At 45.8% G+C, this 26,267-nt stretch carries 25 protein-coding genes; 14 read left to right on the plus strand and 11 right to left on the minus strand.

What is annotated here, in order from left to right; translation table 11 throughout:
* The first annotated feature begins 471 nt into the window (after window positions 1-471).
* A complete protein-coding gene (locus tag FFM70_RS03530; RefSeq protein ID WP_137615470.1) occupies window positions 472-1,374 on the plus strand; it encodes a DMT family transporter in 903 nt (300 codons plus the stop codon).
* Window positions 1,375-1,510: 136 nt separating this feature from the next.
* On the opposite strand, the gene FFM70_RS03535 is transcribed toward FFM70_RS03530, so the two are convergent.
* Window positions 1,511-1,720, minus strand: coding sequence for an AbrB/MazE/SpoVT family DNA-binding domain-containing protein (locus tag FFM70_RS03535; RefSeq protein ID WP_137615471.1), 210 nt, complete (start codon window positions 1,718-1,720; stop codon window positions 1,511-1,513).
* A 219-nt stretch (window positions 1,721-1,939) separates the two neighbouring features.
* On the opposite strand from FFM70_RS03535, the gene FFM70_RS03540 reads away from it, so the two are divergent.
* Genes FFM70_RS03540 through FFM70_RS03550 form a run of 3 tightly spaced genes read left to right on the plus strand, consistent with a single transcriptional unit; the run spans window position 1,940 to window position 3,792 of the window.
* The gene (locus FFM70_RS03540; RefSeq protein WP_137615472.1) at window positions 1,940-2,332 is read left to right on the plus strand and encodes a GntR family transcriptional regulator; all 393 of its coding nucleotides are present in this window, start codon (window positions 1,940-1,942) and stop codon (window positions 2,330-2,332) included.
* Window positions 2,310-3,026, plus strand: a complete 717-nt coding sequence (locus tag FFM70_RS03545) for an ATP-binding cassette domain-containing protein (protein WP_137615473.1) — start codon at window positions 2,310-2,312, stop codon at window positions 3,024-3,026. Before FFM70_RS03540 ends, FFM70_RS03545 begins: the two co-directional genes overlap by 23 nt.
* Window positions 3,013-3,792 (plus strand): ABC transporter permease, encoded by a 780-nt coding sequence (locus FFM70_RS03550; RefSeq protein ID WP_137615474.1) that lies wholly within the window; start codon window positions 3,013-3,015, stop codon window positions 3,790-3,792. Before FFM70_RS03545 ends, FFM70_RS03550 begins: the two co-directional genes overlap by 14 nt.
* Window positions 3,793-3,860: 68 nt before the next feature.
* Here FFM70_RS03550 and FFM70_RS03555 read toward each other — a convergent pair whose 3' ends face one another.
* The 5 genes from FFM70_RS03555 to FFM70_RS03575 all read right to left on the minus strand — a co-directional run bounded on the left by FFM70_RS03555 (window position 3,861) and on the right by FFM70_RS03575 (window position 10,622).
* A complete protein-coding gene (locus FFM70_RS03555) occupies window positions 3,861-4,154 on the minus strand; it encodes a bacteriocin immunity protein (protein ID WP_137615475.1) in 294 nt (97 codons plus the stop codon).
* Window positions 4,155-4,220: 66 nt separating this feature from the next.
* The gene (locus FFM70_RS03560; protein ID WP_137615476.1) at window positions 4,221-4,775 is read right to left on the minus strand and encodes a cysteine hydrolase family protein; all 555 of its coding nucleotides are present in this window, start codon (window positions 4,773-4,775) and stop codon (window positions 4,221-4,223) included.
* 184 nt (window positions 4,776-4,959) lie between these two features.
* Window positions 4,960-6,705: a 1-deoxy-D-xylulose-5-phosphate synthase gene (locus tag FFM70_RS03565; protein WP_137615477.1), complete on the minus strand. Its 1,746-nt coding sequence runs from the start codon at window positions 6,703-6,705 to the stop codon at window positions 4,960-4,962.
* 752 nt (window positions 6,706-7,457) lie between these two features.
* Complete coding sequence (pyrB, locus tag FFM70_RS03570) at window positions 7,458-8,372, minus strand: aspartate carbamoyltransferase (protein ID WP_137615478.1); 915 nt, start codon at window positions 8,370-8,372, stop codon at window positions 7,458-7,460.
* A 249-nt stretch (window positions 8,373-8,621) separates the two neighbouring features.
* Entirely contained in the window at window positions 8,622-10,622 is a 2,001-nt protein-coding gene (locus FFM70_RS03575) for a Na+/H+ antiporter (protein WP_137615479.1), read from the minus strand.
* A 621-nt stretch (window positions 10,623-11,243) separates the two neighbouring features.
* Here FFM70_RS03575 and FFM70_RS03580 point away from each other — a divergent pair.
* Both FFM70_RS03580 and FFM70_RS03585 read left to right on the plus strand, forming a co-directional pair.
* Window positions 11,244-12,263: a Gfo/Idh/MocA family oxidoreductase gene (locus FFM70_RS03580; protein WP_137615480.1), complete on the plus strand. Its 1,020-nt coding sequence runs from the start codon at window positions 11,244-11,246 to the stop codon at window positions 12,261-12,263.
* A 10-nt stretch (window positions 12,264-12,273) separates the two neighbouring features.
* Window positions 12,274-13,251: a Gfo/Idh/MocA family protein gene (locus FFM70_RS03585; protein WP_137615481.1), complete on the plus strand. Its 978-nt coding sequence runs from the start codon at window positions 12,274-12,276 to the stop codon at window positions 13,249-13,251.
* 49 nt (window positions 13,252-13,300) lie between these two features.
* Here the strand turns inward: FFM70_RS03585 and FFM70_RS03590 are convergent, their stop codons facing one another.
* Window positions 13,301-14,164, minus strand: coding sequence for a MurR/RpiR family transcriptional regulator (locus tag FFM70_RS03590; protein ID WP_137615482.1), 864 nt, complete (start codon window positions 14,162-14,164; stop codon window positions 13,301-13,303).
* A 198-nt stretch (window positions 14,165-14,362) separates the two neighbouring features.
* Here FFM70_RS03590 and FFM70_RS03595 point away from each other — a divergent pair, with 198 nt between their 5' ends.
* Window positions 14,363-15,301: a LacI family DNA-binding transcriptional regulator gene (locus FFM70_RS03595; RefSeq protein WP_137615483.1), complete on the plus strand. Its 939-nt coding sequence runs from the start codon at window positions 14,363-14,365 to the stop codon at window positions 15,299-15,301.
* A 17-nt stretch (window positions 15,302-15,318) separates the two neighbouring features.
* A complete protein-coding gene (locus tag FFM70_RS03600) occupies window positions 15,319-16,089 on the plus strand; it encodes an HAD family hydrolase (RefSeq protein WP_137615484.1) in 771 nt (256 codons plus the stop codon).
* Window positions 16,090-16,568: 479 nt separating this feature from the next.
* Here the strand turns inward: FFM70_RS03600 and FFM70_RS03605 are convergent, their stop codons facing one another.
* Window positions 16,569-17,003, minus strand: a complete 435-nt coding sequence (locus FFM70_RS03605) for a MarR family winged helix-turn-helix transcriptional regulator (RefSeq protein WP_137615485.1) — start codon at window positions 17,001-17,003, stop codon at window positions 16,569-16,571.
* 107 nt (window positions 17,004-17,110) lie between these two features.
* Between FFM70_RS03605 and FFM70_RS03610 the strand changes: the two genes are divergently transcribed.
* Together FFM70_RS03610 and FFM70_RS03615 are read left to right on the plus strand one after the other, a co-directional pair.
* A complete protein-coding gene (locus tag FFM70_RS03610; RefSeq protein ID WP_137615486.1) occupies window positions 17,111-17,572 on the plus strand; it encodes a hypothetical protein in 462 nt (153 codons plus the stop codon).
* Window positions 17,573-17,645: 73 nt separating this feature from the next.
* On the plus strand, window positions 17,646-17,909 hold the full coding sequence (locus tag FFM70_RS03615; protein ID WP_137615487.1) for a hypothetical protein: 264 nt from the start codon (window positions 17,646-17,648) through the stop codon (window positions 17,907-17,909).
* On the opposite strand, the gene FFM70_RS03620 is transcribed toward FFM70_RS03615, so the two are convergent.
* Window positions 17,906-18,865 (minus strand): nucleoside hydrolase, encoded by a 960-nt coding sequence (locus FFM70_RS03620; protein WP_137615488.1) that lies wholly within the window; start codon window positions 18,863-18,865, stop codon window positions 17,906-17,908. The genes FFM70_RS03615 and FFM70_RS03620 overlap by 4 nt on opposite strands.
* Before the next feature lie 199 nt (window positions 18,866-19,064).
* On the opposite strand from FFM70_RS03620, the gene FFM70_RS03625 reads away from it, so the two are divergent.
* Both FFM70_RS03625 and FFM70_RS03630 read left to right on the plus strand, forming a co-directional pair.
* Window positions 19,065-19,622 (plus strand): nitroreductase family protein, encoded by a 558-nt coding sequence (locus FFM70_RS03625; protein ID WP_137615489.1) that lies wholly within the window; start codon window positions 19,065-19,067, stop codon window positions 19,620-19,622.
* Window positions 19,623-19,640: 18 nt separating this feature from the next.
* Window positions 19,641-20,525, plus strand: a complete 885-nt coding sequence (locus tag FFM70_RS03630; protein WP_137615490.1) for a polyphosphate kinase 2 family protein — start codon at window positions 19,641-19,643, stop codon at window positions 20,523-20,525.
* A 679-nt stretch (window positions 20,526-21,204) separates the two neighbouring features.
* On the opposite strand, the gene FFM70_RS03635 is transcribed toward FFM70_RS03630, so the two are convergent.
* The gene (locus tag FFM70_RS03635) at window positions 21,205-23,742 is read right to left on the minus strand and encodes an Ig-like domain-containing protein (RefSeq protein ID WP_171002287.1); all 2,538 of its coding nucleotides are present in this window, start codon (window positions 23,740-23,742) and stop codon (window positions 21,205-21,207) included.
* Window positions 23,743-24,031: 289 nt separating this feature from the next.
* On the opposite strand from FFM70_RS03635, the gene FFM70_RS03640 reads away from it, so the two are divergent.
* Together FFM70_RS03640 and FFM70_RS03645 are read left to right on the plus strand one after the other, a co-directional pair.
* Window positions 24,032-24,784, plus strand: coding sequence for a hypothetical protein (locus tag FFM70_RS03640; protein WP_137615492.1), 753 nt, complete (start codon window positions 24,032-24,034; stop codon window positions 24,782-24,784).
* Entirely contained in the window at window positions 24,785-25,462 is a 678-nt protein-coding gene (locus FFM70_RS03645) for an ATP-binding cassette domain-containing protein (protein WP_137615493.1), read from the plus strand.
* Here the strand turns inward: FFM70_RS03645 and FFM70_RS03650 are convergent.
* Entirely contained in the window at window positions 25,459-26,220 is a 762-nt protein-coding gene (locus FFM70_RS03650; RefSeq protein ID WP_137615494.1) for an alpha/beta hydrolase, read from the minus strand. The two genes, FFM70_RS03645 and FFM70_RS03650, sit on opposite strands and share 4 nt — an antisense overlap.
* Between the last annotated feature and the right edge of the window lie 47 nt (window positions 26,221-26,267).

The raw sequence follows: 26,267 nt of genomic DNA on the forward strand, positions 1-26,267 counted from the left end.
CACCCACACGGCCGATGCTATCAACAACAACCTACAGCTGGTCCACTGTTTCGAATGATTAGTCAGTTATTTGAATTTAGCGGAATCAGTCAGAATCGGTGTACTATGTTAGCCGGCGTGGTGTTGAGGCGCAAAACTGAATTCTGCCTGACAGAGTGATGATCCGTATGACACCATTTTAGGCATAAACAACGCGCCAGTATCAGTGGGGACACGACAGACAGTTTTGACACTTTCAACCTTTAGTTAACTGATCAGGTGTTGCCTTCGGTCGTCGGATCCCAATTGTCAGTGAAAGGCAAGTTACGTTGAAAACTAGTCTAATGTCTTGCTAACTTTAGTTAAGACAACTGAGATCGTCAGAAATGACGATTTTTTTGACCAATTTGCTTTTGAAACCGTTTTACAACCTTGCAGCAGCCTAATTGAAAGCCTAAAATTAAGGCCGACAAATTGAAAACGGGTGAAAACATGACGCAAGCACGGGCCAATCGAAATTTAATTCTAGTTGCTTTTTTCTGGGGCACTAGCTATACCTTCATCAAAATGGCCATCGCAGCCCACATGCCGCCGTCGATGATCAATACGTTGCGGGGACTGATTTCAGCTATTTTAGCATATGTTTTCTTCCATAAAGTCATTAATTCCATGACGTTTAAAGAGTTTAAGATTGGGGCAGTTTGTGCGCTATTCAACTTTGTAGTTGTTCAGTTGCAGTCGACTGGCCTGGAATCAACAACACCAAGCAATTGTTCTTTCATCACTTCGGCCTATGTCATTTTGTTGCCATTGATTGCTTGGCTTATTTTCAAAAAAGTGCCACCGGCTAAAGTTTACGTTGCAATTATTTTGTGTGTCACTGGTATGTTATTTTTAACGGGTATTGTGACGACCGGTTTTCAGTTACATTTTGGCGATATCCTAATGATTTTGACAGCAATTTTCTATGCGTTTCAAATGACTTACTATGGTTATGCGACGAAACAAGCGCGGCCACAAGTGTTAGCTTTTCAGCTTGGCTTCATTCAAGCAATCCTAGGAACGACGTACGCATTTACAATCGATTATCATCAATTGGCTCAAATTAATTGGGCAGCCGCAATTGGTCCTATCCTGTATTTGGGAATTGTGGCGAATTTTGCCGCCCAAGTCTTGCAAGTTTCTAGTCAACGATATACGGATACGGTGACCGCTGGACTAGTCTTAATGAGTGAATCGTTATTTGCCAGTTTAGTTTCTATCTTATTCCATGTGGAACCCTTAACCCGAAATTTAGTGATTGGTGGGGGTCTGATCGTGGTGGCAACCTTGATTGTCCAGTTCCATTTTCGTGGTCTGCTGAGTCGGTACCTATTTAAAAAGCCTAATTTTTAGACGCCCATAATTAATATGAACCGCCGATGTTGGTAACACTGCAAACATCGGCGGCTCATTTTAATTTGGTTTGCTTTAATAGTCCGAGCAAGCATCACGAAAATTTTAAGATCAACCATGCTTTTTGTACTGAACCCTAGCCATCCCAATCACGATCTACTAATGTAATACTTTTACGAAATCCTACCCAGTCAGTTTCATTTGCAAATAGATCATGACGTAAGGGGGTTAAGACAAAAGTATCACCAAGCTTAACGATTTTATACTTTGTACCAAGGTCAGGGTTTAGCTCGTTAGGAATAATTACTGCTAATGAATGACCAAATTTACGAATCGTTGTTTTCATCGTCCCTCACTCCTTAATTATGCTTGTTATAGCAAAGTATAATTCAATCTAACATTAATGCACTTAAAGGGTATTTTAGTTGGTTGATAAATTAGCAAAATTTGACCAGCATGTTCAGACAATAGCTATGATTGATTTTGCCACCACTTTTGCTTGTTTTATCTAAATAGTGATGTTATAGTGTAATAGTTAAATAGAACACTAGGGAGGCACTACAAATTGAAATTTGACGACAAGATTCCAATTTATTATCAAATTAAAACGTATTTGTACCATGCCATGTTGACCGGCAAGTTGCAGCCTGGTGCTCAGTTGCCGGCAGTTCGCCAGTTAGCGGTCGACCTGACTGTCAATGTCAATACGGTCCAACGGGCGTTGGCTGAGATGATTACTGAGGGAACGATTGTGTCGCAACGCGGCAAAGGCAATTTTGTGACTGAAGATCAAGCTCGTTTGGCACAATTAAAAGAGACATTAGTCATGAGCCAATTAGCGCAAGTTTATCGCCAATTGCATGCGTTAAATTTAAGCGATACCGAGATTGTGGCCAGCTTACAACGCTATATTGAGCATCGGGAGGGACAAGTAGATGACAAAAGTATTAACGATTAAAGATTTAACTTACAAGCAGAATCGCAAGACCATTTTAAGTTCGGTGGCTCTTGAGCTTGATTCAGGTAAAATTGTCGGCTTGTTAGGTGAAAATGGCGCCGGTAAAACGACGTTGATGCGTTTAATTACCGGCAGTGCCAAAGGTAAAGGTCAAATTACGGTGAGTGGTGAGGCTGAGACGGCTAAACGGAAAGCCCACGTCAGTTTTTCAGAACAACTACATGGGTTTAGTACTGGTTACAAAGTTGAACAAGTGGTGAAATTTTACCAGACCGTTTATCCCGACTTTGACTTGAGCCGTTATCAAGCGATGGCCGAATTTTTACAGATCGATGGCACGAAGAAGTTGGCGGCGTTATCCAAAGGGATGAAAGAAAAAGTCGTCATTGCGTTAACTTTGGCCCGTCAAACCGATTTGTATTTATTGGATGAACCCTTTAGTGGTATTGATAGTATGAGTCGCAAACGGATTATCAGTAGTATTTTGCAATGGAAACCGGATGCGGCGACAATCTTAATCAGTGATCACTATGTGACTGAAATCGCCCCAATCTTGGATGAAATCGTCATCGTGAAAGATCAGGGGATTGCGGTCCACACTGGGGCGGACACGATTCGTGACGAAAAAGGGCTGGAAATTGAAGACTACTATGAAAGCTTTTATGCCGGAGGTGACAATCATGACGAAATTTAGCAATTTATTTAAGGCCATGAGTGGGTCGAAATTCCGGAGTATTCATCAATTGATGTTACTAGAATTAGCCGCTGTTGTGATTTCATCCGTCTGGTCACTTGTTCGTGGTGATTTCAGTTCTGCCACGTTGTTCTACTCCGTGATGGGGTGGTCGATCATTCCGTATCTTGTGTCATTCGTACTCTTATCAGTCCGCAATGAACAGGCCTTTACGCGTGATACGTTCCGGTTAGTCCCGATGAAGGACAGTGTATTTTATGCGGTGAACTTGTTATCCACGTTCGTCAGCTTTCTCTATTTGCTCGTTCTACAAGCCGTCTTGATGCTAGTGACGGCACTAATTGGGTGGTCAACGTTATCGCCAATTTATGACGATATGCAAATGAATATCCAACAATTCAGTAGATTTGGAACAAATCCAGTGGGGGCCTGCTTGGGCATGTTAGCGGTGATGTTAGTCATCTATCTGTTAGCTTGGAGTACCGTCTCATTGGTTCATTTAATTACGAGTGCCGCCAGTAGTTATTTACCGCGCGCCCGCCAACGGCTCGTCAACGGTATCGTCTATGTGGTGATGATTCTGTTAACGTTCCGAGTGGTGAGTTTCTTAATGGGACAAGTGGCTTGGATTTCAACGTCACTAATGGGCAATACGACCGTTAATTCTTGGTGGGTCGGCCTCTTGGTCATGGTAATTATTATCGTGGTCGAAACCGTTGCCAATATTTTCTTGTTAAGCAAATGGGTCGAAACGGCCGCCAACTAATCCAAATCTGATTTCGAAAATGGTATTAAAAAAAGCTTGAGATAAGTGATCTCAGGCTTTTTTTTGTTTTAGTGGTTTGATGGTGCGGCATAGGGCTTTTGCGCTGAAATGCCGGGTGCAGCGGCGACAGTCGCTTGGTAAAGTGGATCAAGCGCTTTGGGGCCGTGTAAGTGTGCCATTCCCCAGACACGTAGGGCTTGATTCAAGTCACCAGCGACTTGTTGAAAATCGCGGCCTTGTTCAAGTTGGGTGGCATGTTTGAGCAAGAGCTGATTCAGTTCGGCGTTCCCCTTGATCTCTGGATCATTGTCCGCCGTACTGATTGCTTGCATTAAACTCGCTGCAGTTGAGTTAGTTGTCATGTATAATTCCCCCTTAATTAAAAGTATAGGGAAATCCGAACAGAATACAATGGACACTATGAAAAGTTAAACGACCGATGCACCTAAGCTGTTTTTAAAATGGCCCAGTGCCCAGTCATGACCAGTCGGATTGAAGCTCGCCACGCCCGCTTCATGAATGACTAGCTGGTAGCCAAGATTATAAGCATCGACCGCAGTGTGTAAGACGCAAATATCAGTACAGACGCCGACTAAATGCAGTGTTGTGATGCCCCGTTCGCGTAAGCGTAGATCCAAATCGGTTCCAGCAAAGGAACTATAGCGGGTTTTGTCGAATTGCCAAACGGTTGGTTGCGCTTGATGGGCTTCAAACCAAGGCTTTAAGGGGCCATATAATTCCCGTCCCCAAGTGTCGCGAACATTATGCGGTGGAAACAACTTGCTTTCAGGATGATAGGGATCATGTGGCGTGTGCACGTCGGTTGGTAGTAAAATCCAATCGTCTTGTTTGAACATGGCTTCGGCAAGCTTAACGATGGCTGGCGCTAAAACTTGACCCGGTTCACCACAAGTTAGGGCACCTTTATCAGCCACAAAATCATTTGTGTAATCAATAATCAGTAACGCTGTTTTGCTGGGCATAAAATGACCTCCTTAATTTTGCATAGGCTAAGTATGTGGAAGGACGGTTGGGATGTCAATTGATTGCAATTTGGACGCTTGATTGGGGTTCGGATGTTGGTCACGAGATTATTTCGGACCGTGACGATTGTGCTGAATAAGAAAATGCGTCGCAACGGGTTAAACCTTGCGGCGCATTTTTTGATTAGAATTGTTTAGTAATTTCACTCACGAGTTGTTCAGGCGTCAACTTAGCCTCGTGCCAGAGTTCAGCCGATGTTTCGCGGTCGTTAAACCGTTTGGCCGCACCGAAACTGAGGACATGCACAGCGGTATTACCGTAGTAACGGGCTACCTTTTCGCCGAAACCGCCGCTCAAACTAGCTTCTTCCAGGGTAACAACTAGTTGATGGTTGGCGCTTAAGCTAGCCAAAGTAGTTGTATCCAAGGTTGATAAGTTTCGTGGATCAATCACAGTGGCGTCGATGTCGTGGGCCAAAAGTGCTTGCTGGGTTTGTTCAGCCAATGGCAATAAACTGCCAACGCCGAGTAACGCCACTTTCTGACCAGCGTGAATGGTCAGCATCCGTGCGGGTTCAAAGTTGGCGAGTGGGGCGGAATGCACGCCATTACCAGGAACGCGAATCGCGACCGGTCCTTGGTTTTGGTGAAGTGCCCAGTGCATCATGGCGGCGAGTTCTTCTTTCGTCGTTGGCGCCAAGTACGTTAGGCCAGGAATATTTGAGAGCATCGCAATGTCAAAAGTCCCTTGGTGGGTCGGGTCGCCAGCGCTGATGCTGCCACCAGCGACCATGATTGTGACCGGCAACTGATTGATCCCGAGATCATGGGACAGTTGATCATACGCCCGCTGTAGGAACGTCCCAGAGTGGAAGACGATTGGCCGCAAGCCTTGCTGTGCTTGACCAGCCGCAAAACTGATGGATTCTTGTTCAGCGATACCGACATCAAAGTAGCGTTCTGGATGGCGCCGACCGAATCGTTTCAGCTCATAAATTCCGGGCACGGCGGCGGTAATCGCAGTTAGTGGCGTTTTTTGTTCAGTTAATTCGTTTTCCAGCGTGGTGTGGATGACGTCGTTATAGCTTTCACCTGTTTTCGGTGCCAAGGTTTCACCAGTCTTTAAGTCAAATGGCACATGCCAATGAAAGGCTTCCTTGTTGGCGATGGCTGGCGCATAGCCATGTCCCTTTTCCGTGTGAACGTGTAATACGATGGGGTGGTCGATATCTTTGATGGTTTTGAAGGCCGCTAACATGGTTGCGAGATCATTGCCGTCAGCGACGTATCGATAGTCGAGTCCCATGGCCTTGAAGAGGTTCGTTTCAGCTTGTCCATTAGTGTCGCGTAATAATTTCAAGTTGCCGTACAGGCCACCGTGATCTTCGGCGATGGACACGCCATTGTCGTTAACCAAAATAATTAAATTTGAGCTCAGGGTAGCCGCTGTGTTAAGGCCTTCAAGGGCTAAACCGCCAGAGAGCGAGCCGTCACCAATGACCGCCATGACGTTGCCGGTCTGGTGTTGTAAGTCACGGGCGACGGCCATCCCAGTCGCGAGGGCAATTGACGTTGATGTATGCCCAATGTTGAAGAAGTCGTGCGGACTTTCTTCAGGGGCCGTATAGCCACTAACGTCGTCATAGTGGGCTGGATCAAGCCAAGCTTGCTTCCGACCGGTCAGAATTTTATGCGTGTAAGATTGGTGAGAGACGTCCCACACAACTTTATCAATTGGTGAATTGAAGATGGTGTGAAAGGCGATCGTTAGTTCAACGACGCCTAAATTTGGACCGACGTGACCGCCAGTTTGACTGACTTTATTGAGCAGGAGGGTTCGAACCTCGGCTGCAAGTTGGGTTAATTCGGGCAGCGCTAATTTCTTTAAGTCGGCTGGCGAATTGATCGTGTTTAAAATTGGTGTTTCCATTAGTTCATCGCTCACTTTCAAATGATCATTAAGTTTATGACCATAGCTTAGCACCTTCGAGTAGGTCTAACACAAGTCTTATTCGTCAAAAAATCAGAACTAATTGTCAGTGGCGACAGCTAGTCCTGATTTAGTTAAAAAATGACCTTTTCAATTAAATGGTGGTCGCTTAAATTGCCACATGGGTTGTAGCGTGATGTGACGAAAAGTTAGACCTGCAACAATCATTAGGCGCATCAGATGGGGGACTGTCAGACTGACGAGGAGGTATAGTCCACTAATGACGACCATCATTGTCACTTATCGGCATCGACTGCGTACATGGGTAATCCTTGCTGTGATGGCTGTAAGTTCGCCCAGATAAGATATTGAAATTAACTGAAAAATATCAACGATGGCGATACTAGTGGCAAACACAATCGCGTGGTAACTGACATTGGCTTTTCCTGGTGCCATGCCGTTACGAAAAAATCGGACTAATCAACAGACAATCACATTAAATCAGGTGATTTCAGTCGATTAGTTAGCGTTGTGGCCAGAAGCCCTTCTGATGATATTGACCAGTCTTGGGCAGTCACAGCAAAGCGGATGAGTTGGTGAAAGTCGCTAGCAAATGTGCTCGTGGAAAGCTAAAATTCGTCCTTTAAGCTAAAATTCACCCAGCTCATCCCACCATTTAACTGATTGCTTTCAGTCTACCTGATTTGTTCAATCAAGGCAGTTCAGCACAGTTGGTAGTGTTAGTGACGTTACTAATGGTTGTGGGTGAGCAAGTACTCGATTAAAGCCATACGGACAAACCGGCCAGCTTTTACTTGATCAAAATAGTGGGCTTGCGGCCAAGTATCAAAGCAAGTCGGGAGTTCCTGACCACGGGGAAGCGGATGTAGTAATAGCGTCTCAGGTGTCAGGAACCGACTTTGAGCGGGGGTAAGCTGAATCGCATTCTTGACGGCATCGTAATCGGTTGCGGTTTCAAAGCGCTCCGCCTGAACGCGCGTCATGTAGAGAACATCGAGTACGTCAGGACAATCATCGAAATTACTGATTTCTTCAAAGTCGATGTGCTGGGCAGTCAGTTGTGCTCGCAATGTGACCGGAATTTTTAAAGCGGGGTGCGAAATGAAAATGAAGCGATTTTGACCATAGCGCATCAAGGCTTGGACGAGTGAATGGACGGTGCGGCCATATTTGAGGTCACCTGCGAAGGCAATGGTGAGGTGATCGAGACGGTGTTTGAATTGATCGATGGTCGTTAAGTCTGCCAACGTTTGGGTGGGATGCAAATGACAACCGTCACCGGCATTAATAACGGGCACACTGGCGTATTTGGCGGCAAGTGCGGCGGCACCTGTTTGTGGATGACGTAAAGCGATGATATCGACATATTGTGAAACGACCCGAATCGTATCGATTAGGGTCTCGCCCTTCGCTGTCGAGGTCGAGCTGCTGGACTCGAAACCCAGTACGGTCCCACCGAGACCATGCATGGCGGAAGTAAAGCTTAAACGGGTTCGGGTGCTCGGTTCGAAGAAGAGCGTGGCTAATTGCCGGTGCTTCGCTAAGCTTTGGAAGTCAGCAGGCGTGGTTGCCATGGCTTGTGCACGTTGAATTAGGGTCTTAGTTGCTGTTAATGATAGGTCGTCGGTCGTGATAAAATGTTGCATAATACGCCTCCGTGATTAAGTTTAGTGCCTAGCTTACGCGCGGAATGTCGAGATTTGATAGCAACTGTGTAAAGAAAGTGTATTAAAAATCAGCCAGACGTTTTTGAAGATGCCGCCTATTTATAGCCGAAACGTGTGACAACAGGCAGCTTGCTCCGCTTAACCCAGAAACAGCGACTATTCCAAAACTAGGAATAGTCGCTGTTTATACGTTAATGCTCACAAGCTGACCACCTGTTATCGCAGGCTTTAATCGTCGTTGACTGATTGGAGATAAACTAATTGATCAGTTGAAATTTGTTCATAGAGTTGGTTACCCAGGTCATGGCTGATTTGCTTAGCTGCCAGCTGAGTTTGAATAAAGTTATATTCAAGCTGAAAAGCTTCAATCAACAGTTCATTTTGGGCTTCTTGCAAGTCTCGAGTGCCAGATAAACGTTGATGTCGTTGATCGTAGGAACGACGAACGATACTGATTGCTTGGTGATTGCAATCATTGTATTGGCTATTTAAATAATCAACGACGGCATGGTAAGGCTTTTTTTCAGCCGCTCGCATCTGTCGCCACATGTTACGGTTTCGTTCGATCAATTGCTCACGGGTCATGCCACTATGCTTGAACTGATGCATGGCTTTGCGTTGCATACGGGCCTTCTTAGAGAATGAGAAACGACCAAGAATGATGAACTTAAAGAAGAGCCATAATCGCTGCCAAAAAGACTGTTGATTTTGAAGACGAGACCGACTGACCCGCAAGTATTGTTCACCAATACCGGAGTCGATCTCGCCAGTAGCAATGAGCTGTTCAACAGTTTGTTGTTCAATGTTGTAACACTCATTAAAAAGTTTGTTGAGTTGCGCACGGTCGGGGCGTGCGTCAACTGCTCGTTGGCCTTCGAGGATTGCAATGACTTCGCTGGCGCTAGGCGTGTCGCCATAGCGTGCAGAAATTAATTTGATGGCACTAGTGACCATCTCACCTTTGACCTGAGTGAGGTCTTCATCGCTAACTTTTTCAACTTGTTTCGGTAGTAACAATGGCAAGATGATCGTTGGGACGAGTAAACTGGTCAGGATGACGACGGCAGCGATGAAAATAATATCGTTGCGGTAGGTGAACGCTTGGCGGCCCAGCGTGAGTGGTAAGGAAAAGGCCATCGCAAGTGTAATCGTGCCGTGGACACCGCTTAACGCCGCCACTAAACTGTTAAGGGTCTTTTCACGGTGAGTCCAAGCACGAATTTGGGCAAAACCGAGTTGAATCCAGACGAAGCGGACGGTAGTCATGACGACGTACAAGAGTAAACCTAGCCCAACGAGAATTGCCACTGAACCGGTATCGCGTTGCTGTAGGTGGCTGATGACGCTTGGTAGCGAGACCCCTAGCAGCACGAAAACGAGTCCGTTTAAAATGCTGGCGATGATCGACCAGGTCGTGGACATGACGATTTGAAGTCGCGACGTTGTTAAACGTAGTCGTTTCTGTTGAACGCCGTGAATCAACCCGGTTGCGACCACGGCCAAGATACCGGAAACCCCAAGTCCTTCAGCTAGAAAGTAGACGACGAATGGTGTCAACAGGGTATACGGTACCACCACGGATGGCGTGTCGACCCCCATATTAATTAGCATGATTCGTAAGGCCACGATGAAGTAACCTAAAATACCACCAACGATAATGCCACCCACAAAGACATACAGGAAGCTGCCGATACCACTCCAAACAGAAAATTTTCCAGTAACGAGTGCGGCGATAGCTAAGTTGAAGGCAACGATGCCGGAAGCATCATTGAATAGCGATTCATTTTCCAAAGTGTCCATGACATCTTTGGGCACAGAAATTTTCGAGGTGATCGAAGAAACGGCCACGGCGTCGGTTGGGGTGATGATTGCCCCTAAAGCTAGGGCCAAGGCGAGCGAAAAGGCTGGCACCAGCCAATGGGTCACCAGTCCCACGACTAAAATCGTGATGATTGCTAAGACGATGGCCAACGATAGGGTCGTCCGTAATTGATGCGACAATTTGCGCATGTTGGTATTCTGACCATCATTAAACATTAGGACGGAAATAATCACGAACAAAAAAACTTCTGGTTCAAGTTCAAAATTTTGATAGAGCGGGATCAGCGAAAGCATTAGGCCAGCCGCAATTTGGAGAAAGGCGACTGGGAGTAATGTGAATCGGGAATAGACCGCGTTAGCAGCGACGACCGCTGCAATCAAGAGTAGTACTAAGAAGACGGTTTGCAAACCGTTATCCCCCTTACATTAGTTAATTTGTCTAATTGTACCGCAATCCATCATAATCGCCTATTATTCGCGTGTTGAACCGCATGTTTAAGAATCAGCGACTGATGGTTCAAATTTTGAACATGGCGACCGATTTAGGTGAAAGCGCTTGGATTAGTCGTTGTACCCGGTATAATAAAGGTATATTTGGTGTTAGTTGAAATTGCCGCCTGTCGGCTGGTTGCTAAAATGCTGGAACGCCATGGGCCATTTTGAAGCCAAAAAGCGGTCTTCAAAACTGGCCTTGGCCTAAGTCCGAGCAGACCACTCGCACTAAGGCCAACGACACGGCTGAGCATTTTAGCAACCAACCTCTCGGCTAAATAACTGAATTAAAAATAATCAATCATTAATTTTTTTAATAGCCGTTAATTAACGTCGGGCGGGCTAGAATTGGCTCAGTGGTGTTATTTATCTTAGTCGGTGATTTTCCGACTTAGATAAAGCCCGGCTTGGAAGACCGCTTTTTGGCTTCCAAACGTGGCCACCACGTTCCAGCCAATTCTGGACCAACCAGAGTGGCAATTTAACTAGCTAGCACCAAAAGTAATAAAGGTATCAATTTCATTTGGAGGGCTTTACATGTTAACAATTGCATACATCGGTAATGGGAAGAGTGCGAATCGGTATCATTTACCATTCGCATTGAAATTAAAGGATAAGATCAAAGTTAAAACGATTTATTCGCGGTCAGGTCGACAAGATTGGACGCCAATTGTGGGCGTGCATTATACGACCGATATCAATGATATTTATAATGATCCGGAGATTCAATTGGTCGTGGTTTCTACGCCCAGCAGCACGCATTATCAATTAGCCAAAGATGTTTTAAATCACGGCAAGAACGCATTGGTTGAGAAGCCTTTCACTGAGACCGCGGCGGAAGCTAAGGAATTGTTTGCCCTCGCTAAAGAAAAAGGCTTGTTGATTCAGTGTTATCAAAATCGGCGCTACGATTCGGATTTCTTAACGGTTCAAAAGGTGATTGAAAGTGGTAAACTCGGTGACTTGTTGGAACTCGAAATGTCCTTTGACTATTTCCGTCCAGAAGTGCCAGCAAGTGTTGACCATTTTTCATTGAATTCGAGCTATTTATACGGTCATGCTTGCCATACCCTCGATCAAGTGATCTCTTACTTTGGTCGACCGGATGATGTCCATTATGATGTTCGGCAGTTATTAGGGCCCAATCGAATGAATGATTATTTTGATCTGGATTTGTATTATGGGACTTTGAAGGTTTCGGTTAAATCTAGTTATTTTCGGATCAAGCCGCGGCCAAGCTTTGTGGTTTATGGTAAAAAAGGTATGTTTGAAAAGGCGGCGAAAGATCGGCAAGAAACTGATTTGAAACATTTCTACATGCCAAGTCACGCTGATTTTGGGATTGACCGGCCAGAAGATTATGGCACGTTAACTTATATGGACCAAGCTGATCAGTACCATGAGGAAAAAGTCGTTTCTGAAGTTGGTGACTACAGTCGGGTCTATGCTGGTCTGTATGAGGCAATTATCAATGGCCAACCGAAGACGGTTAAGGATGAAGAAACCATTTTACAACTTGAAATGCTCGAAAAAGGTATTCAGCAAGTTAAACGTTAGGGGCGATGAAATGAAATTAGGAATTTTAGGGACTGGTAAAATTGTCGAGGACTTTTTAACCATGATCGGTGACTTACCAGCGATTAAGCTCACAGCAATTTTGAGTACGCCGCACAGTGTTGAACACGCTCACGACTTACAAACTAATTATGAGATTGCACAAGTTTATACGGATTATGCAGAACTGTTGGCTGATCCAAATGTCGATACCGTTTATGTGGCGTTGCCCAATTCATTACATTATGCCTTTAGTAAACAGGCTTTAATGGCAGGCAAAAATGTCATTTGTGAAAAGCCTTTCACGTTGAATGAGGAGCAGTTGGCGGAACTTGAAAAACTCGCTCTTGAAAAAGACCAAATCTTGATTGAAGCGATTACGAATCAATATTTGCCAAACTACCAACGGATTCAGGCTGATTTACCCCAGCTAGGGGACTTAAAAATCGTTGATTGTAATTATTCACAATATTCCTCACGTTATGACCGGTTTAAGCAGGACATTATTTTGCCAGCTTTCAATCCAAAACTTGGTGGTGGCGCCTTGATGGATTTGAATATTTATAATATTCATTTTGTGGTGGGCTTGTTGGGTGCGCCCACTGCGGTACATTATGCGGCGAACGTTGAACGTGGGATTGATACTTCGGGTGTGTTGACGTTGGAATACCCAGAGACCAAAGTTGTTTGCATCGGCGCCAAAGATTGTGATGCGCCCATTAAATCTACCTTACAAGGAAATCAAGGGTCGATCGTGGTGGCTGGGCCCACCAATACCGTTGAAAGTTTCACGGAAACTGCCAATGGTGGTGAGCCACAAGCATTAGCCTTAAACCGGCATCCCCACCGGATGTTTGCGGAATTCGCAAAGTTCGAACAAGTCGTGGCAACCCACGATATGACTTTTGTGAAGCAGCAGTTACAACATTCCAAGACCGTGATGGGTGTCGTTGACGCGGCTTTAGCAGATGCCGGGATCGAGCTAGGTTAGACTCAATGAATGACGAAAAAGTTCTGTGTCATTGGCGCACAGAACTTTTTTATTTAGTCTGTAAGGGGCCATTTTGCATGAGACCTTGGTTGCGTTGTAATTTCAACAAATTGTGACGATAATCTTGCACGTAAAGCAACGAGAATAAGGTATCTAATAAGTATTCAAAAGCCGCTTGTGACGCGAAAGTGCCGACTTTAGCAAAGGTCGTTTCGGGTAACACAGCTAGTAATTGTTGCGTTGTCGTCCGAATCAATGGCGATTGCGCATTACCAGTGATGAGAATGCTCGGAATGTGTTGCTGTTGAAAATACGTTGCGAACTGTTGATGAGTGGTCGTCGTACCGGCGTATGAAATAAAGACGGCGCAGTCGTTGGCTGATAAGTTTGCCGCCTGCCACGCTTCGTCGCCATATTCTTCCGCAATCATGGCAAACTTATTAATTTTGACAAGTTTATTTTGAAAACTTCGCGCGCGTAATTGTGAATCACCTTGTGCAAATAAGAAAATGCGTTCAGCGTGAGCGAGTAATTTGGCAGCGGCTGTTAACTGGATCTCGTCAACTTGGGCGTATGTGGTCTGGATAGTGCTAACGTTTAGGGCCGCCAGCTTTTTTGCGATACTGGCTGCCGTATCATCTGCTTTAAAAGGGAAGTTAGCATCCACCGCAGTCAAAGCCTGAGCTTGTGCCGTTGCCGCGACAGTTAGGGCATGCTGGAAATCACGAAAACCACGATAACCTAGTTTTTGCGCTAGGCGAATGATAGCGGAGTGTGACGTATAAGTTGCAGCTGCCAAATCTTTAATGTAGAGATTAGCGAGCGTTGGTAAGTTGGCTAAGATATAGTCGGCCAGCCGTTTTTCAGTCGTTGTAAAGTCAGTTTGTTGTTTAAGCGCATCTAAGATTAACATGTAAGCACCTCTCAAGGGCTATTTTACGGAATTACCACTAATGTGCAAGTCAAAAAGGGTTGACCTGGGACCGGTTTCATAAATTATGGTAGTGATACCTGATTGATTGATTGAGCGAGTCGTCAGTTGTTTGGCCTAATTTTGCGTGCAACTAGCGCATGCTAACGGTAGAATAGATAGGATAGGGGCTGAAAATCAATGACAAATATTCATGATATTGCACGTTTATCCGGTTATTCGGTTTCAACCGTTTCGCGCGTGATTAACCATCAGAAATATGTTGCGGATGACAAGCGCGCGAAGGTGGAAAAAATCATGCACGATTTGGATTACGTGCCGAACCGGGTGGCACGTGATTTGAGCAAAGGTCAAACTAAAACGATTGGCGTCGTCTTACCTTATGCCAATCATCCGTACTTTGCACGGGTCATCGACGGTATTGTGATGGCGGCTTTTGAAGCCGGTTACAAAATCACATTGCTCCCAACCAATTATGATATGACCATCGAGCGGCAATATTTGGACCAACTACGAAGTAAGGCCTATGATGGGTTGATTTTTACGTCGCGGAGCAGTCAGTTAGAGACGTTAGAGCGGTATCGCAAGTACGGACAAATTGTTTGTTGCGAAGATCCAGGTGCGGACCGGCCGTTAGCGGCGGCTTACACCGATCGGCTGGACTCATTTGTCAGCGCTTTAACTTGGGCAAAACAGCACGGTTATCAGAAGATGGGAGTCGTGTTGAGCCGCAACAATGTGATCAGTGCCAGTACGCGAATCACGCGGCAAGCTTATGAACAGGTCTATGGTCATTTAGCGGACCGGGATTTGTTTACGGGCGCGGTTAAATATGAAGATGGCTACCGGGCCGGGGCGTATTTTGCACAATTAGATCCGGCTGAGGATGCAATCTTTGCCAATGGCGATGACATTGCCGCTGGGGTGCAACAATATTATACAGATCATGGCTTGGAACCAATCCCCGTGATTGGACAAGAAAACTTATTATCAAGTCGATTATTAAAATTTTCAACGATTGATCATCACTTAGAAGCCCTAGGACAGGCGGCGTTTCGGTTGGCGACGGGCCAATCGACTACGCATAAGTTGATTAAATCTGAATTTATTAAGCGGTAAGCTGGAGGTTTCATTTGATGGGTGCGAAATTAGCGGTTTTTGATATCGATGATACATTGTTAGATACCAATAAAAAATTATTACCAAGTACAATTACGAGTATTGAAAAATTAAAGCAACAAGAAATTAATGTGGCAATTGCGACAGGCCGCAACTACGCGATGGCTAAAGATGTTATTCAAGAGTTAGACCTACGCGACTTTGTGTTGTGCAACGGTTCAGCAGCGTTTGCCAATCATGAACAAGTGCATCAACATACCTTGTCACGGGAAAATATGACGAAATTAATCGATGCGGCTGATCGTGTGCATATTGATATCGTAGTGGAATCCATTGATGGGTTACATGCGCACAGTCATCCGTCGATGCAAACACAGGAAGTTTTGGACACATTCCGAGCACCTGAGATGGACTATGATCCTGAGTATCATTTAACCCATGATGTTTATCAAGCTATGATGTTTTATGATGTGGACCAAGATAAGCTATTACCACATCCCGATGAATTTTCATTTGTCCGTTTCCACGAACGCGGCGTTGATATTATTCCTAAAGTTGGTTCAAAAGCTCAAGGTATCGCGAAGTTGGCGCAAGCCTTAAATGTGGCCCCAGCGGATGTCGTTGCTTTTGGCGATGGTCAAAATGACCGTGAAATGTTGGCCAGCGCGGGCATCGGGATTGCAATGGGCAATGCGTCCGATGAAGTGAAGACGCATGCGGATCGGGTTACGACCGATTGCAATCATGACGGCATCGCTAATGGGTTAAAGGCCATTGGCTGGATTTAGGTGACAATTGTAGCGGTAATCTTGTTTTTAGTCATATAACTATACTCATAATTAAAATAAAATCCCAAGAAGTTAACGATTTAGTTAATCTCTTGGGATTTTATTTTAGTTGATGTGCTAAAGGTTGAAATTCTACTGCGTTAGTCATTAGGCGATTATTGCCGCTTCCGGTTGTTGTTGATAACATGCGGCCGAGGGACCGGGGCAAGCCTGAGAAGCGTCTAGCCCCTCGCCCGGAAACTTTGCTAAACCCGCAAATCTCCCGGCCGGTCCGTGGTGTAAGACCGGAAAATCGCCGGTCAAACACCACCCACACGGCCGATGCTATCAACAACAACCTACAGCTAATCAGCTGTTTTGTGTGATTAGTCAGGTGTTAAGACTGACGGAATGATGTGCCACATGAGTCTGTTTGAACATGCCAAACGCCAGTATTACTGGACTTAAGAAAAGTTTGGCGGTTGATGCAGTATAAGCGTCTATTTAGTCTGGTCGAATTGCTTGGCTTTTTCGCTCCAAGTGGCGAGTTGGGTAAAGACAGTTTCTAAGTCGGCGTCCGTGGTGTCGTCGAGAACTTGATCCCATAGTGACTGTTTGATTTGACGGATTGTTTCGCAAGCTGTCAGTCCTTGGGGCGTCACGCTGATCCAAGTGATGCGGTGGTCAGTGTCATCGGGGAGTCTGGTGATATAACCACCAGCTTCTAGTCGGGTCATTTCACGACTGACCAACCCTTTATTGATTGCAAGCTCGGTCGTAATTTCTTTGGCCGTCACGCGGTTGTTTTCACCGATATAAAGTAGAAAGTTAGCATTACTGGCATTGATGTCAGGGAGCGCCAGTTCATGATTCATAGCCGTTTGAAACCGACGATGAAGCGCGCCGATAAACTTTCCAAGTCTAACAATATCCAAAATGAGGACCTCACTTTTTTAATTGTAGTATAGCATATAGTTGACAAATAAACTATATGTGACTATACTAATATAGTTGCTTTATCAACTATGAGGAGAATTTATTAATGACATTTAAAATGAGTTTTAAAAAACGGTTTCTGTTTACACTATTAATGTGTATTGGGATGGCCAGCAGTATGAGCTGGGTCAAGATGGCGACCAATCAAGGAATTAATGGGCCAATGTGGCACGTCTTTTGGTTGGCATTAGGACCGACGATTGTTTTTGCTTTTATCTTTAATTTCTTTGTGGTCGCCGGTTTCAATCAGTTGTTGGTCAAATGGCAGACTAAGGGTATGACCAATCAAGAGGCGATTGGGATCAAAGCAGGGACGATTCGCGGTTGGACGATGTTACTCATGATGAGCTTTACGATGAGTACTCGGGCACTACTGATTAATGGGACGTTGTTTCACTTAACACTCGGACAGTTTATTTTGGGCTACTTTGGAACACTAACGATGGCCTATTTTATCCGTGATGTTATCGTGTTGCCATTGGTACGGAAAATGTTGTTTCGTGCTTAGGTAATCTTGATGGTTATTTTTAATCACTGTGATTGATTTTTAAAATCACTAACTAGCAGGAGGTCGCCGGCTGATGGCATCGGTCGTGAAGGTGGCGTTTGGTCGGCTGGTTTTATGGCCGGCCTTACGCCACGGACCGGCCAGGACAATTGCGGGTTTGGCAATTGTTCTGGGCGAGGGGGCAGACCGCTTCTCAGGATGGCTCCGGTCCCGCGACCGCATGTCATCAGCCGCGACCGGATGCGGCAAGCATCATCTAAAAATACAAATTAAAAAGCATGAGCAACTGTCAGTTTGGCAATCCGCTCATGCTTTTGTCGTCTCATTTGATAATTAGTGTTGTTTAAATAAGTCAGTCAAATAGCTCATGAAAGTCTTGAGATAGCGATCTTTGTCGACGGTCAAAGCGACGGTGATGTTGGTGTCTGGATCAGCTAAGCGTGCTGGGTCACCAATCGTCCGACCGTAATCTTCGCCACTGTCTTGGACGTACATGTTGAGGCCTAAAGTGGTCACGAAACTAGGGTCGAGCGCCACCCCAACGGCGAGTGGGTCATGCAAGGCACAACCGTGTAAGTCGGGACTAGTAATATCGTAGGCCGCAATGTAATAGTCAACGATGTCGGCAAATTTTTCACCGGCAGTGGTCTTTAAGTCACGCCATTGACCAGTTTCATGTTTCGTTAAGAGGGTTCGCAACGTGACGTCCAAGCCGACCATCGTTAAGTTCAAGTCGCTGGTAAAGACGGCGTTAGCAGCTTCAGCATCTTGGTTAATGTTGGCTTCAGCGTAATGGCTGACATTACCGGGAACGGTTAAAGCGCCACCCATAATCGTCACATTGCCAATCTCGTGCGCAATTTCAGGGGCCTTTTTCAAGGCAGCCGCTAAATTAGTCAGTGGACCCGTTGGGACTAAAGTCAAATCAGCGCCGTATTGATGGGCGGCATCGATTAAGAAGTCGACGGCAGATTGCGTTTCAGGTTGGCGCTGTGGGTCTGGTAAGGCCACTTCACCAATCCCGTTCTTACCATGAATTTGTTGAGAAATCGCCATGACATCAAAGTGTTCAGTGGTGCTTGAATGTGGTTCGCCGACATAGACCGGAACGTCCGTGGCACCTAATAATGCCAGAATTTGTAAACTATTGTGGGCTGCTTGTTCCACGACGACGTTGCCGTAAGAACTCATAATCCCAATCAAATCAACATCTGGTGCGCCGACCGCATACGCGATGGCCATTGCATCGTCGATCCCCGTATCCAAATCTAAAATCATTTTACGTTTTGCCATGTGCAAATTCCTCCCTAAATTTCAGGCCTCATTGTCCGGACAGCCTTGAATGGTTAAGTTAATTGTAAACGTTTCAAGCGGGGGTGACAACGTTGAATAACGAATTACGCTGAAACAGAATTAGGAATCGTTCGGCGCTAATCCTCACTGGTCAAAATGTAACCGCTGACTTATACTTGAAAACAAGGAAGTGAAACGAATGACAACTAATCAGCCAATTAATGATGTGATGAACGCCCGCCACTCTGTGCGGACGTTTGATGGCGTAACGACCATTAAACATGCCGAGATGCAGGCGCTATTAAAAACGGCCTTTTTGGCGCCAAGTGCTTTAAATTTACAACCAATTCGTGCACTAGTTATTGAATCACCAATGATTCGGCAACAATTGGCAACCGCGACTGGCAATATTAGCCAGTTGACGACGGCCAGCGCCGTTGTGTTATTTGTCAATGATCGTGAGAACTTAGCTGAGAAGAAACCATTCTTACCCTCCCAACAAACTGGTGTCAAGGAACACTTAGATATCGCTGCGTTGGATTGTGGGCTGGTGGCGATGCAATTTATGTTGGCCGCCAAAGATCATGGCTACGACACCAACCCGATGACGGGTTTCGATCATGCTGCGTTCAGTCAAATTTTGAATTTGGACACTGCACGTTATGAGCCGTTGTTGCTGGTTGCCATTGGTAAAGCTGTGACGGCAGGCAAGATGGCGAAACATAAGGCCATCAAAACCTTGATTGATTTTCAGTAAAAGGGGAATGTGACAGTCGTGAATTTTGAAAAACAATATCGTTATACAGGTAAACAAAAATTAGGTTTAACGGCGCTCACCACGGGTCCAGATGAAAAATATAATGATGAAAAGGTCATCAAAGCACAAATTGCCAAGAATATTAAGCAGTTGACCGAACTTCAAGGTAAACTGTACGCGCAAGATCGCTATGGCGTCTTGATCGTCTTTCAAGCGATGGATGCAGCCGGCAAAGATAGCATGATTGCGCACATCATGAGTGGCGTCAATCCACAAGGCTGTGAAGTGACTTCATTTAAACAACCGACAAGTAAAGAAATTGCGCATGATTATTTATGGCGAATCCACGAACAAGTGCCGAAGCGTGGGATGATTGGCATTTTCAATCGGTCTTATTATGAAGATGTGTTAGTTAGCCGGGTTCATCCAGAAATAATCGTGAATGAGCATGTGGGTCACATTGAGACGGCAGATCAAGTGAATGACGCGTTTTTCAACCGGCGTTTTAAAGACATGCGGTATTTTGAAGATTATTTACAAGACAATGGTTATTTAGTGTTGAAATTCTTCTTGCATATGTCGAAAGCGGAACAAAAACAACGCTTTATTCGCCGCATCGAATTGCCGAGTCATAATTGGAAGTTCTCGGCCGCTGATATTCGTGAACGTAAATATTGGGACGATTATCAACGTGTCTATGATGATGCGATTACGAATACGGCCACTAAAACGACTCCTTGGTATGTGATTCCTTCTGACAGTAAGTGGTATTCACGGCTCTGTGTTTCAGAAATTATCAATCGCCGGTTGAGCGAATTGCCGTTAGCCTATCCGTCACTAGATGCGGCTAATCAAGCACAGTTAAAGACTGCCTTGGATCAACTCGATCGTGAAACAGACTAGTTTTGGCAGCTTAACTGTCATACTATTGCCTGTTGTGTAATCCAAGCAATTCATGAAATTTAAAACGATAAAAGTAATCACGGTCAAATTCTAGTTACACAATTAGAATTTGATCGTGATTTTTGATTGGTAACTAAAGATTGAAAATTGCCGCTTCCGGTTGTTGTTGATGACATGCGGCCGAGGGACCGGTTCAAGCCTGAGGAACGTCTTGAACCTCGCCCGGAAACTTTGCTAAACCCGCAAATCTCCTGGCCGGTCCGTGGTGTAAGACCGGAAAATCCCCGGTCAAACGCCACCCACACGGCCGATGCCATCAACAACAACCTACAGCTAATCAGCTGTTTTGAATGATTAGTTAACTGTTTAAATTTAGCGGAGTCGGTCAAAATTGGTGTACTGTGTCGGCAAGACTGGATTCTGCCTAGAGCCGTATGAGGCCATTTTAAGCATAACTAGTGCGAGTATCACTGGATTCATGGCAGCTTTGACACTTTCAACTTTTAGTTGATAATCTAAAATAGTGGTTGAATTATCAAAAGTTAGCAAGTAGCTCTGAATTAACCCAACTGGTAATTATCAATTAAAAAAGACGTCCTCACAATAATGTGCGCAAACACATCATTGTGAGGACGTTGTTTGTTTCAAACGCTTGGGATTTCAGAGCTTCGACAAGTCATTAGTGTTCCGCTCGCCGATGAATTCCGACACCAATAAGGATTAAGAAAATTAAACCGACTAACCCCAGCAAACCTAAACCACGGTTAATGTGATCGTTAGTTTGTGGCAAAGTCGCTTTGGCTGGCGATTGGTCCGTAGCAGTTGGGGTCATACTTGGGGTTGGCTGTGAGCTTGGCGTAGTGATTGCTGCGGGGGTCACAGCTCCAGCCGGATTTGACCCAGTGACTGCCGGTTGTTTAGCCGGTGCTGTCGATTGACCAGAATTTCCGTGTTCAGGTTCGGTTTCAGTTGAGCCTGAATCGTCAGGTCCCTCGACGTTAGGCTTTTCAGGGGCTGGTTGCTGCTCTTCATCAGGTCGGTCGATCGTGGCACTAGCACAGCCACCGTTTCCATTGTCATCTTCGTAGATGGCAGCGTTCGCGTAGGTCGCGGCACCACTTGCCGTAATCGTCTTCGTCTGATAGGTCAGCGTGAAGTCCTTGGTAAACGTTCCAGCCAGGCGGAAGACAATTTCGTTACCCCTAACCGTCGCAGTGACTGGAATGACGGTTCCGACACTGTCGATTGCCTTAGCACTGCCATCGACGTAAGTGAGGTCTTGGCTAATTAAGTCGGTAATCTTAGGATTAACGAGTTGATTGCCATTAGCGACAATGGCGATCGTCCAATTAATATGGGTAAACTTATTGGGCGCTGCCCAGGCTGCTGATTTTGTCATGCCAATCGTTTCACGTCCTGGATCTTCCGGTTCAATCACCGCTTCGTCGCGGTCAATGGTGGCTTCAGCGTCAGCATTGTTGTCGGCGTCATCTTGATAAATGGCGGCGTTGTCAAAGATCGCTGCGCCAGTTGGACTAGCAGTTCTAGTTTGGTAGGTGATCTGCAAGTTCTCACTGAATGTTCCTGTCAGCTTAAACGTGAGCTCGTCGCCTTTAAGACTAGCAGTCACTGGAATTTCAGTGCCACTGGCAGTCACAGCTTTGACACTGCCATCGATAAAACTCTGGTTATTAGTAAATTCATCGATGATCACGGGATTGACTAATTTGTTGCCATTGGCAATGACGTTTAAGCCCCAATTGATCTTGGTGAAATCATTAGGATCTGTCCAAGCGGCCGTTTTGGTCATGGCGATTGGGTCGGTTTGACCCGGGACATCAGGCGCTTCCGGTTCGCCCTCACGTTCAATTTTGGCAGTGGCTTGCGCACGATTACCAGCATCGTCCTGATAAACGGCGGCGTTGTCAAAGGTTTCACCGCCAGAAGGCGAATCAGTCGTCGTTTGATAGGTTACGCGCAAGTGGTCGAGGTACGTTCCCTTGACGTTGAAAGTGACTTCAGTTCCAACGTAATCAACACTCACCGGGACGGCTTGACCAGTGCTATCAAAGACTTTAGCACTGCCAGCCAAGTACGACTGGTTCGGGCTCAGCCGGTCAATAATTTCAGGATTGACGAGTTGATTGCCATTGGCAGTCACGTTGAGATCCCAGTTGATTTTAGTTAAATCGTTAGGATCGGCCCAACTGGCGGCTTTAGTCATTGCGATGGGATTGGTCTGAGCAGGAGGTTCGGTCCCAGGTTCTTCAGTGTTTGGCTGTTCAGGTTCTTCCGTTCCAGGGTTAAGGTCCTCATCCGGTTCCAAGGTTTCATCGTCTCGTGTGATTTCAGCGTTGGCAGAAGCATCGTGGCCGTTATCATCGGAATAGGTGGCAACATTTTCGAAATCTTCCGAACGTGCGCCGGTTCGCGTTGTCGCTTGGGTCGGGTTATTTGGCGTCGTTTGATAGCTGAGCGTGAAATTACCAACGACCGTGGTTCGAATTTGAAAGGTGATCCGGGTACCGTTAACGACGGTCGCTGATGGTAAGTCTTGACCAGTCGCACTTTTGACGACGGTACTATTAGGAACAAACGTCTGGTTTGCACTAAGTTGGTCCACAATTACAGGGTTAACTAAGGTGTTCCCGTTGGCATTGACGGCTAATTGCCAATTGATCTTGGTAAAATTATCTGGCTCTGCCCAACTGGCGGATTTGGTCATCGCAATCGGCTTTTCAGGTGCTGGGGTGGGCGTTGTCGGTGGGGTGGTTACTGGATAAATGTTTAAGCGTAACCAGCCACTGCGACCTAGACCAAATTCCAAGTAGCTGTTGAGGGTGATGAGCCCAACCCGTGACCCAGAGTCAATCGTGCCTGTGCCTAGAGTCCCAATCCCACCAGTGCCGACCATTGGAAAACTACGATCGCCAACGATGGTGACATTGTCTGGCACATAGAAGTGCATGGTGTCGCCGCTTTTGATCGACTCGTTGTTCGGAATGGCCCAGTGATAATTGAGAATATAGTGTACTTTTGGTGATAAGGTGGCGGTATGGGAGTACACGTTACCTTGTTCATCTTTAATGACACAACTGTTGGCATCGAGGCCAGTGACCGTGGTAATTTCGCGGGCTTGACCAATGATTGGGGGACTCAGAATCATCAAGGTGATTCCGGTCACCGCTAACAATAACCATTGCCAAAATTTTCGCATGTCTATCGCTTCCTCCAAGTAAAAACTGAGTGTCAAGTGTCTCCCCACGCTCGGCAACCAAAATTTACCACGATTGTACAATTGAGTTCTGGTTAAAAGGTTTATTTGGGAACTAACCATTCATTTACAATAACTATGGTTAATCAAATCATCAATCAAATTAGTGGCCGATTTTTCGCTGGCAGTCCGATTGAATTTGCCACTGACATTGATAGCCACATTTAAAACTAGTATTATTAAAAAAAGATTACAAAATGATAATTTGATTAATGCTTGTGGGAGTGAGTCTATGCAAAAATATGGTGTGCAAGTTTGGCTATACACGCGTTATTTTTTTAAGGTCATGTTAGATAACGTTAGTGTGATGATTTACACGGTTGGGCTACCAATTTTCTTCTTAGTACTGAATTTAAAGGATGAGTTGTTTAAGCCACTGAGTTTGACGCAATTTACGGCACATGTGATGCCATTTGTGGCTTGGATTATCATGTCGAATACGATCGTCATGGTGGGGGAAGTCGCCTTGTTGCGGGAGCAAGGTTATCTGAAACAATATGCCTCACTAGTCGTTAATCCAAGCGTTTTTATTGTGAGCAAAGCGCTGGTCAATCTAGGAATTTTAGTCGTGATTTTAGGCTTGGTCGGAGGCGTGAGCGCCATTGTCTGGCAGCTGGAACTTTGGGCAGTCCTCTGGCGGCTATGGGGCGTGTTGTTATTAGTGAGTGTGCCGATTTGGGGGTACTGCTTACCGATTTTGAGCTTTCAGATGCGCTACCAGACGGTCAATGGCGTGATCAATGTGGTCACGTTAGCGGTAATGATTGGTTCAGTCACAATCGGCAACTGGTTGAACGTGTCGCTCACAAATATTATCGCCAACGTACTCAGTCCCGTCTATTTGGTATTGAATTGTTTTAATGTCTTCGTGACGGGCAACTGGGGGGCTTTCTTGCCAAGTTATTTGGTGGCCCTAGTCGGATTGAGTCTGATTGCTTGGTTGGGGTATCGCCACTTACAATTGTTACCAACGGAGGGCTTATAAATGAAAATTAGTCAGTTGAGTTATACCTTTCCACGGGGGAATCAGCCGTTCTTTGACGAGTTATCTTTTGAGCTACCAGAACATCAAGTGAACTTCTTGATTGGTCAAAATGGCGCTGGTAAAACCACGCTAGCGGATATTTTATTGGGCTTGCGACCGTTTAAAGGCCAGATAACGCCGTCATTAACGAGTCTCTATCTTAATCAACAATTACCAATGTTGACATCGATTCGGGTCAGTGATGTGGCAGCGCTCGTGCTTGGCATTGAGACTGGTCAACGGCATCTTACTTTGGCGAAGTTGCAGCCGCTGGTAGATGCGCCGACCTTGGCTTTTTTGACGCCAATCTGGGCCAAACATTATCGTGAGTTGTCTGGTGGTCAGCGTAAACTCGTTCAATTACTCCTATTTTTACAAGTTGATCGTGAACTGGTGGTTTTAGATGAGCCGACCGCCATGATTGATCGCCAACATGCCGCGACGCTGTTTGCGACTATGCGTGCTCATCCGGATCGGACCTATTTGATGATTACACATGACGTCCGTGATTTGGCAGCTTTTCCTAATTACCAGGTATTGTGGCTGGCGGATCACCAAATCAAAGCTAGCGTTGATCGAGCAACATTTGAAGCTGGCTCACCAGACTCGGACTTTATGCGGGCCTTTCAAGCCGTTTAGTGGCCGTATAAAAAGGTGATGATGTCGCGGTCAACTTGTGGGTTGATGTGCAACATGGAGTGCGTTGCTGTCAGCAAGCCGCCTTGGATGACGCGGGTCTGGGGGTGGAAGTCGTCGCGCTTTAAGACTTGGCTGAAGGCGAGCACCGATTTGAGCGTGACCGTCCCGTCACCGCCAGTTTCCCATAAATGGCCCGCAATATTGAGTACGGGCAGTTGGGGTGGCAACTTTTTGATGGCGGCGCTGGAACCTGGATAGTTCGACCCCAGCGTGACAAATTTATGGATTTGCGGTTGGTGGGCTTGCGGTGTCCGCGTTAAATAGTCGAAAATAATATTGCCACCAGAAGAATGGCCGACTGCATCGTAGCGTGTCACATGGTAACGCTGCTTCAAAATGTGCATGACTTTGACGAGTTGTTTGGCCTGCAAGTTCGCGTGATGATTGTCAGCGTAAATTACTTGGATGGTGGGGTTGTGACGCAGCGGTGCAAACTGTTGTACCCGAACTTGGCCTTGGCGCCCAACATGGACAACTAAGGTCTTCGTCATCAACTTGGTCTCACTAAAACGATGGACGAAGCCGTTGGTAGAGAAAGCTTTAGCGTAGTCGCCGCCGATGAAAATCGTGGGAATCGTTGTTTCATGAACTCGAACGGTCGTGAGGGGCCGCATGCGATGTTGCCAGTAGGCGCCGCTCCCGACAACGATGACCGTACTGATTGAAGCCATTAAACGGATGATATTTCGACGTTGCATGGGACCACCTCCTGAGTTTACGGAACCTTTGATCATTATAGCGTCAA

This window comes from Lactiplantibacillus nangangensis, from assembly GCF_005405065.1.
GTDB lineage: Bacteria > Bacillota > Bacilli > Lactobacillales > Lactobacillaceae > Lactiplantibacillus > Lactiplantibacillus nangangensis.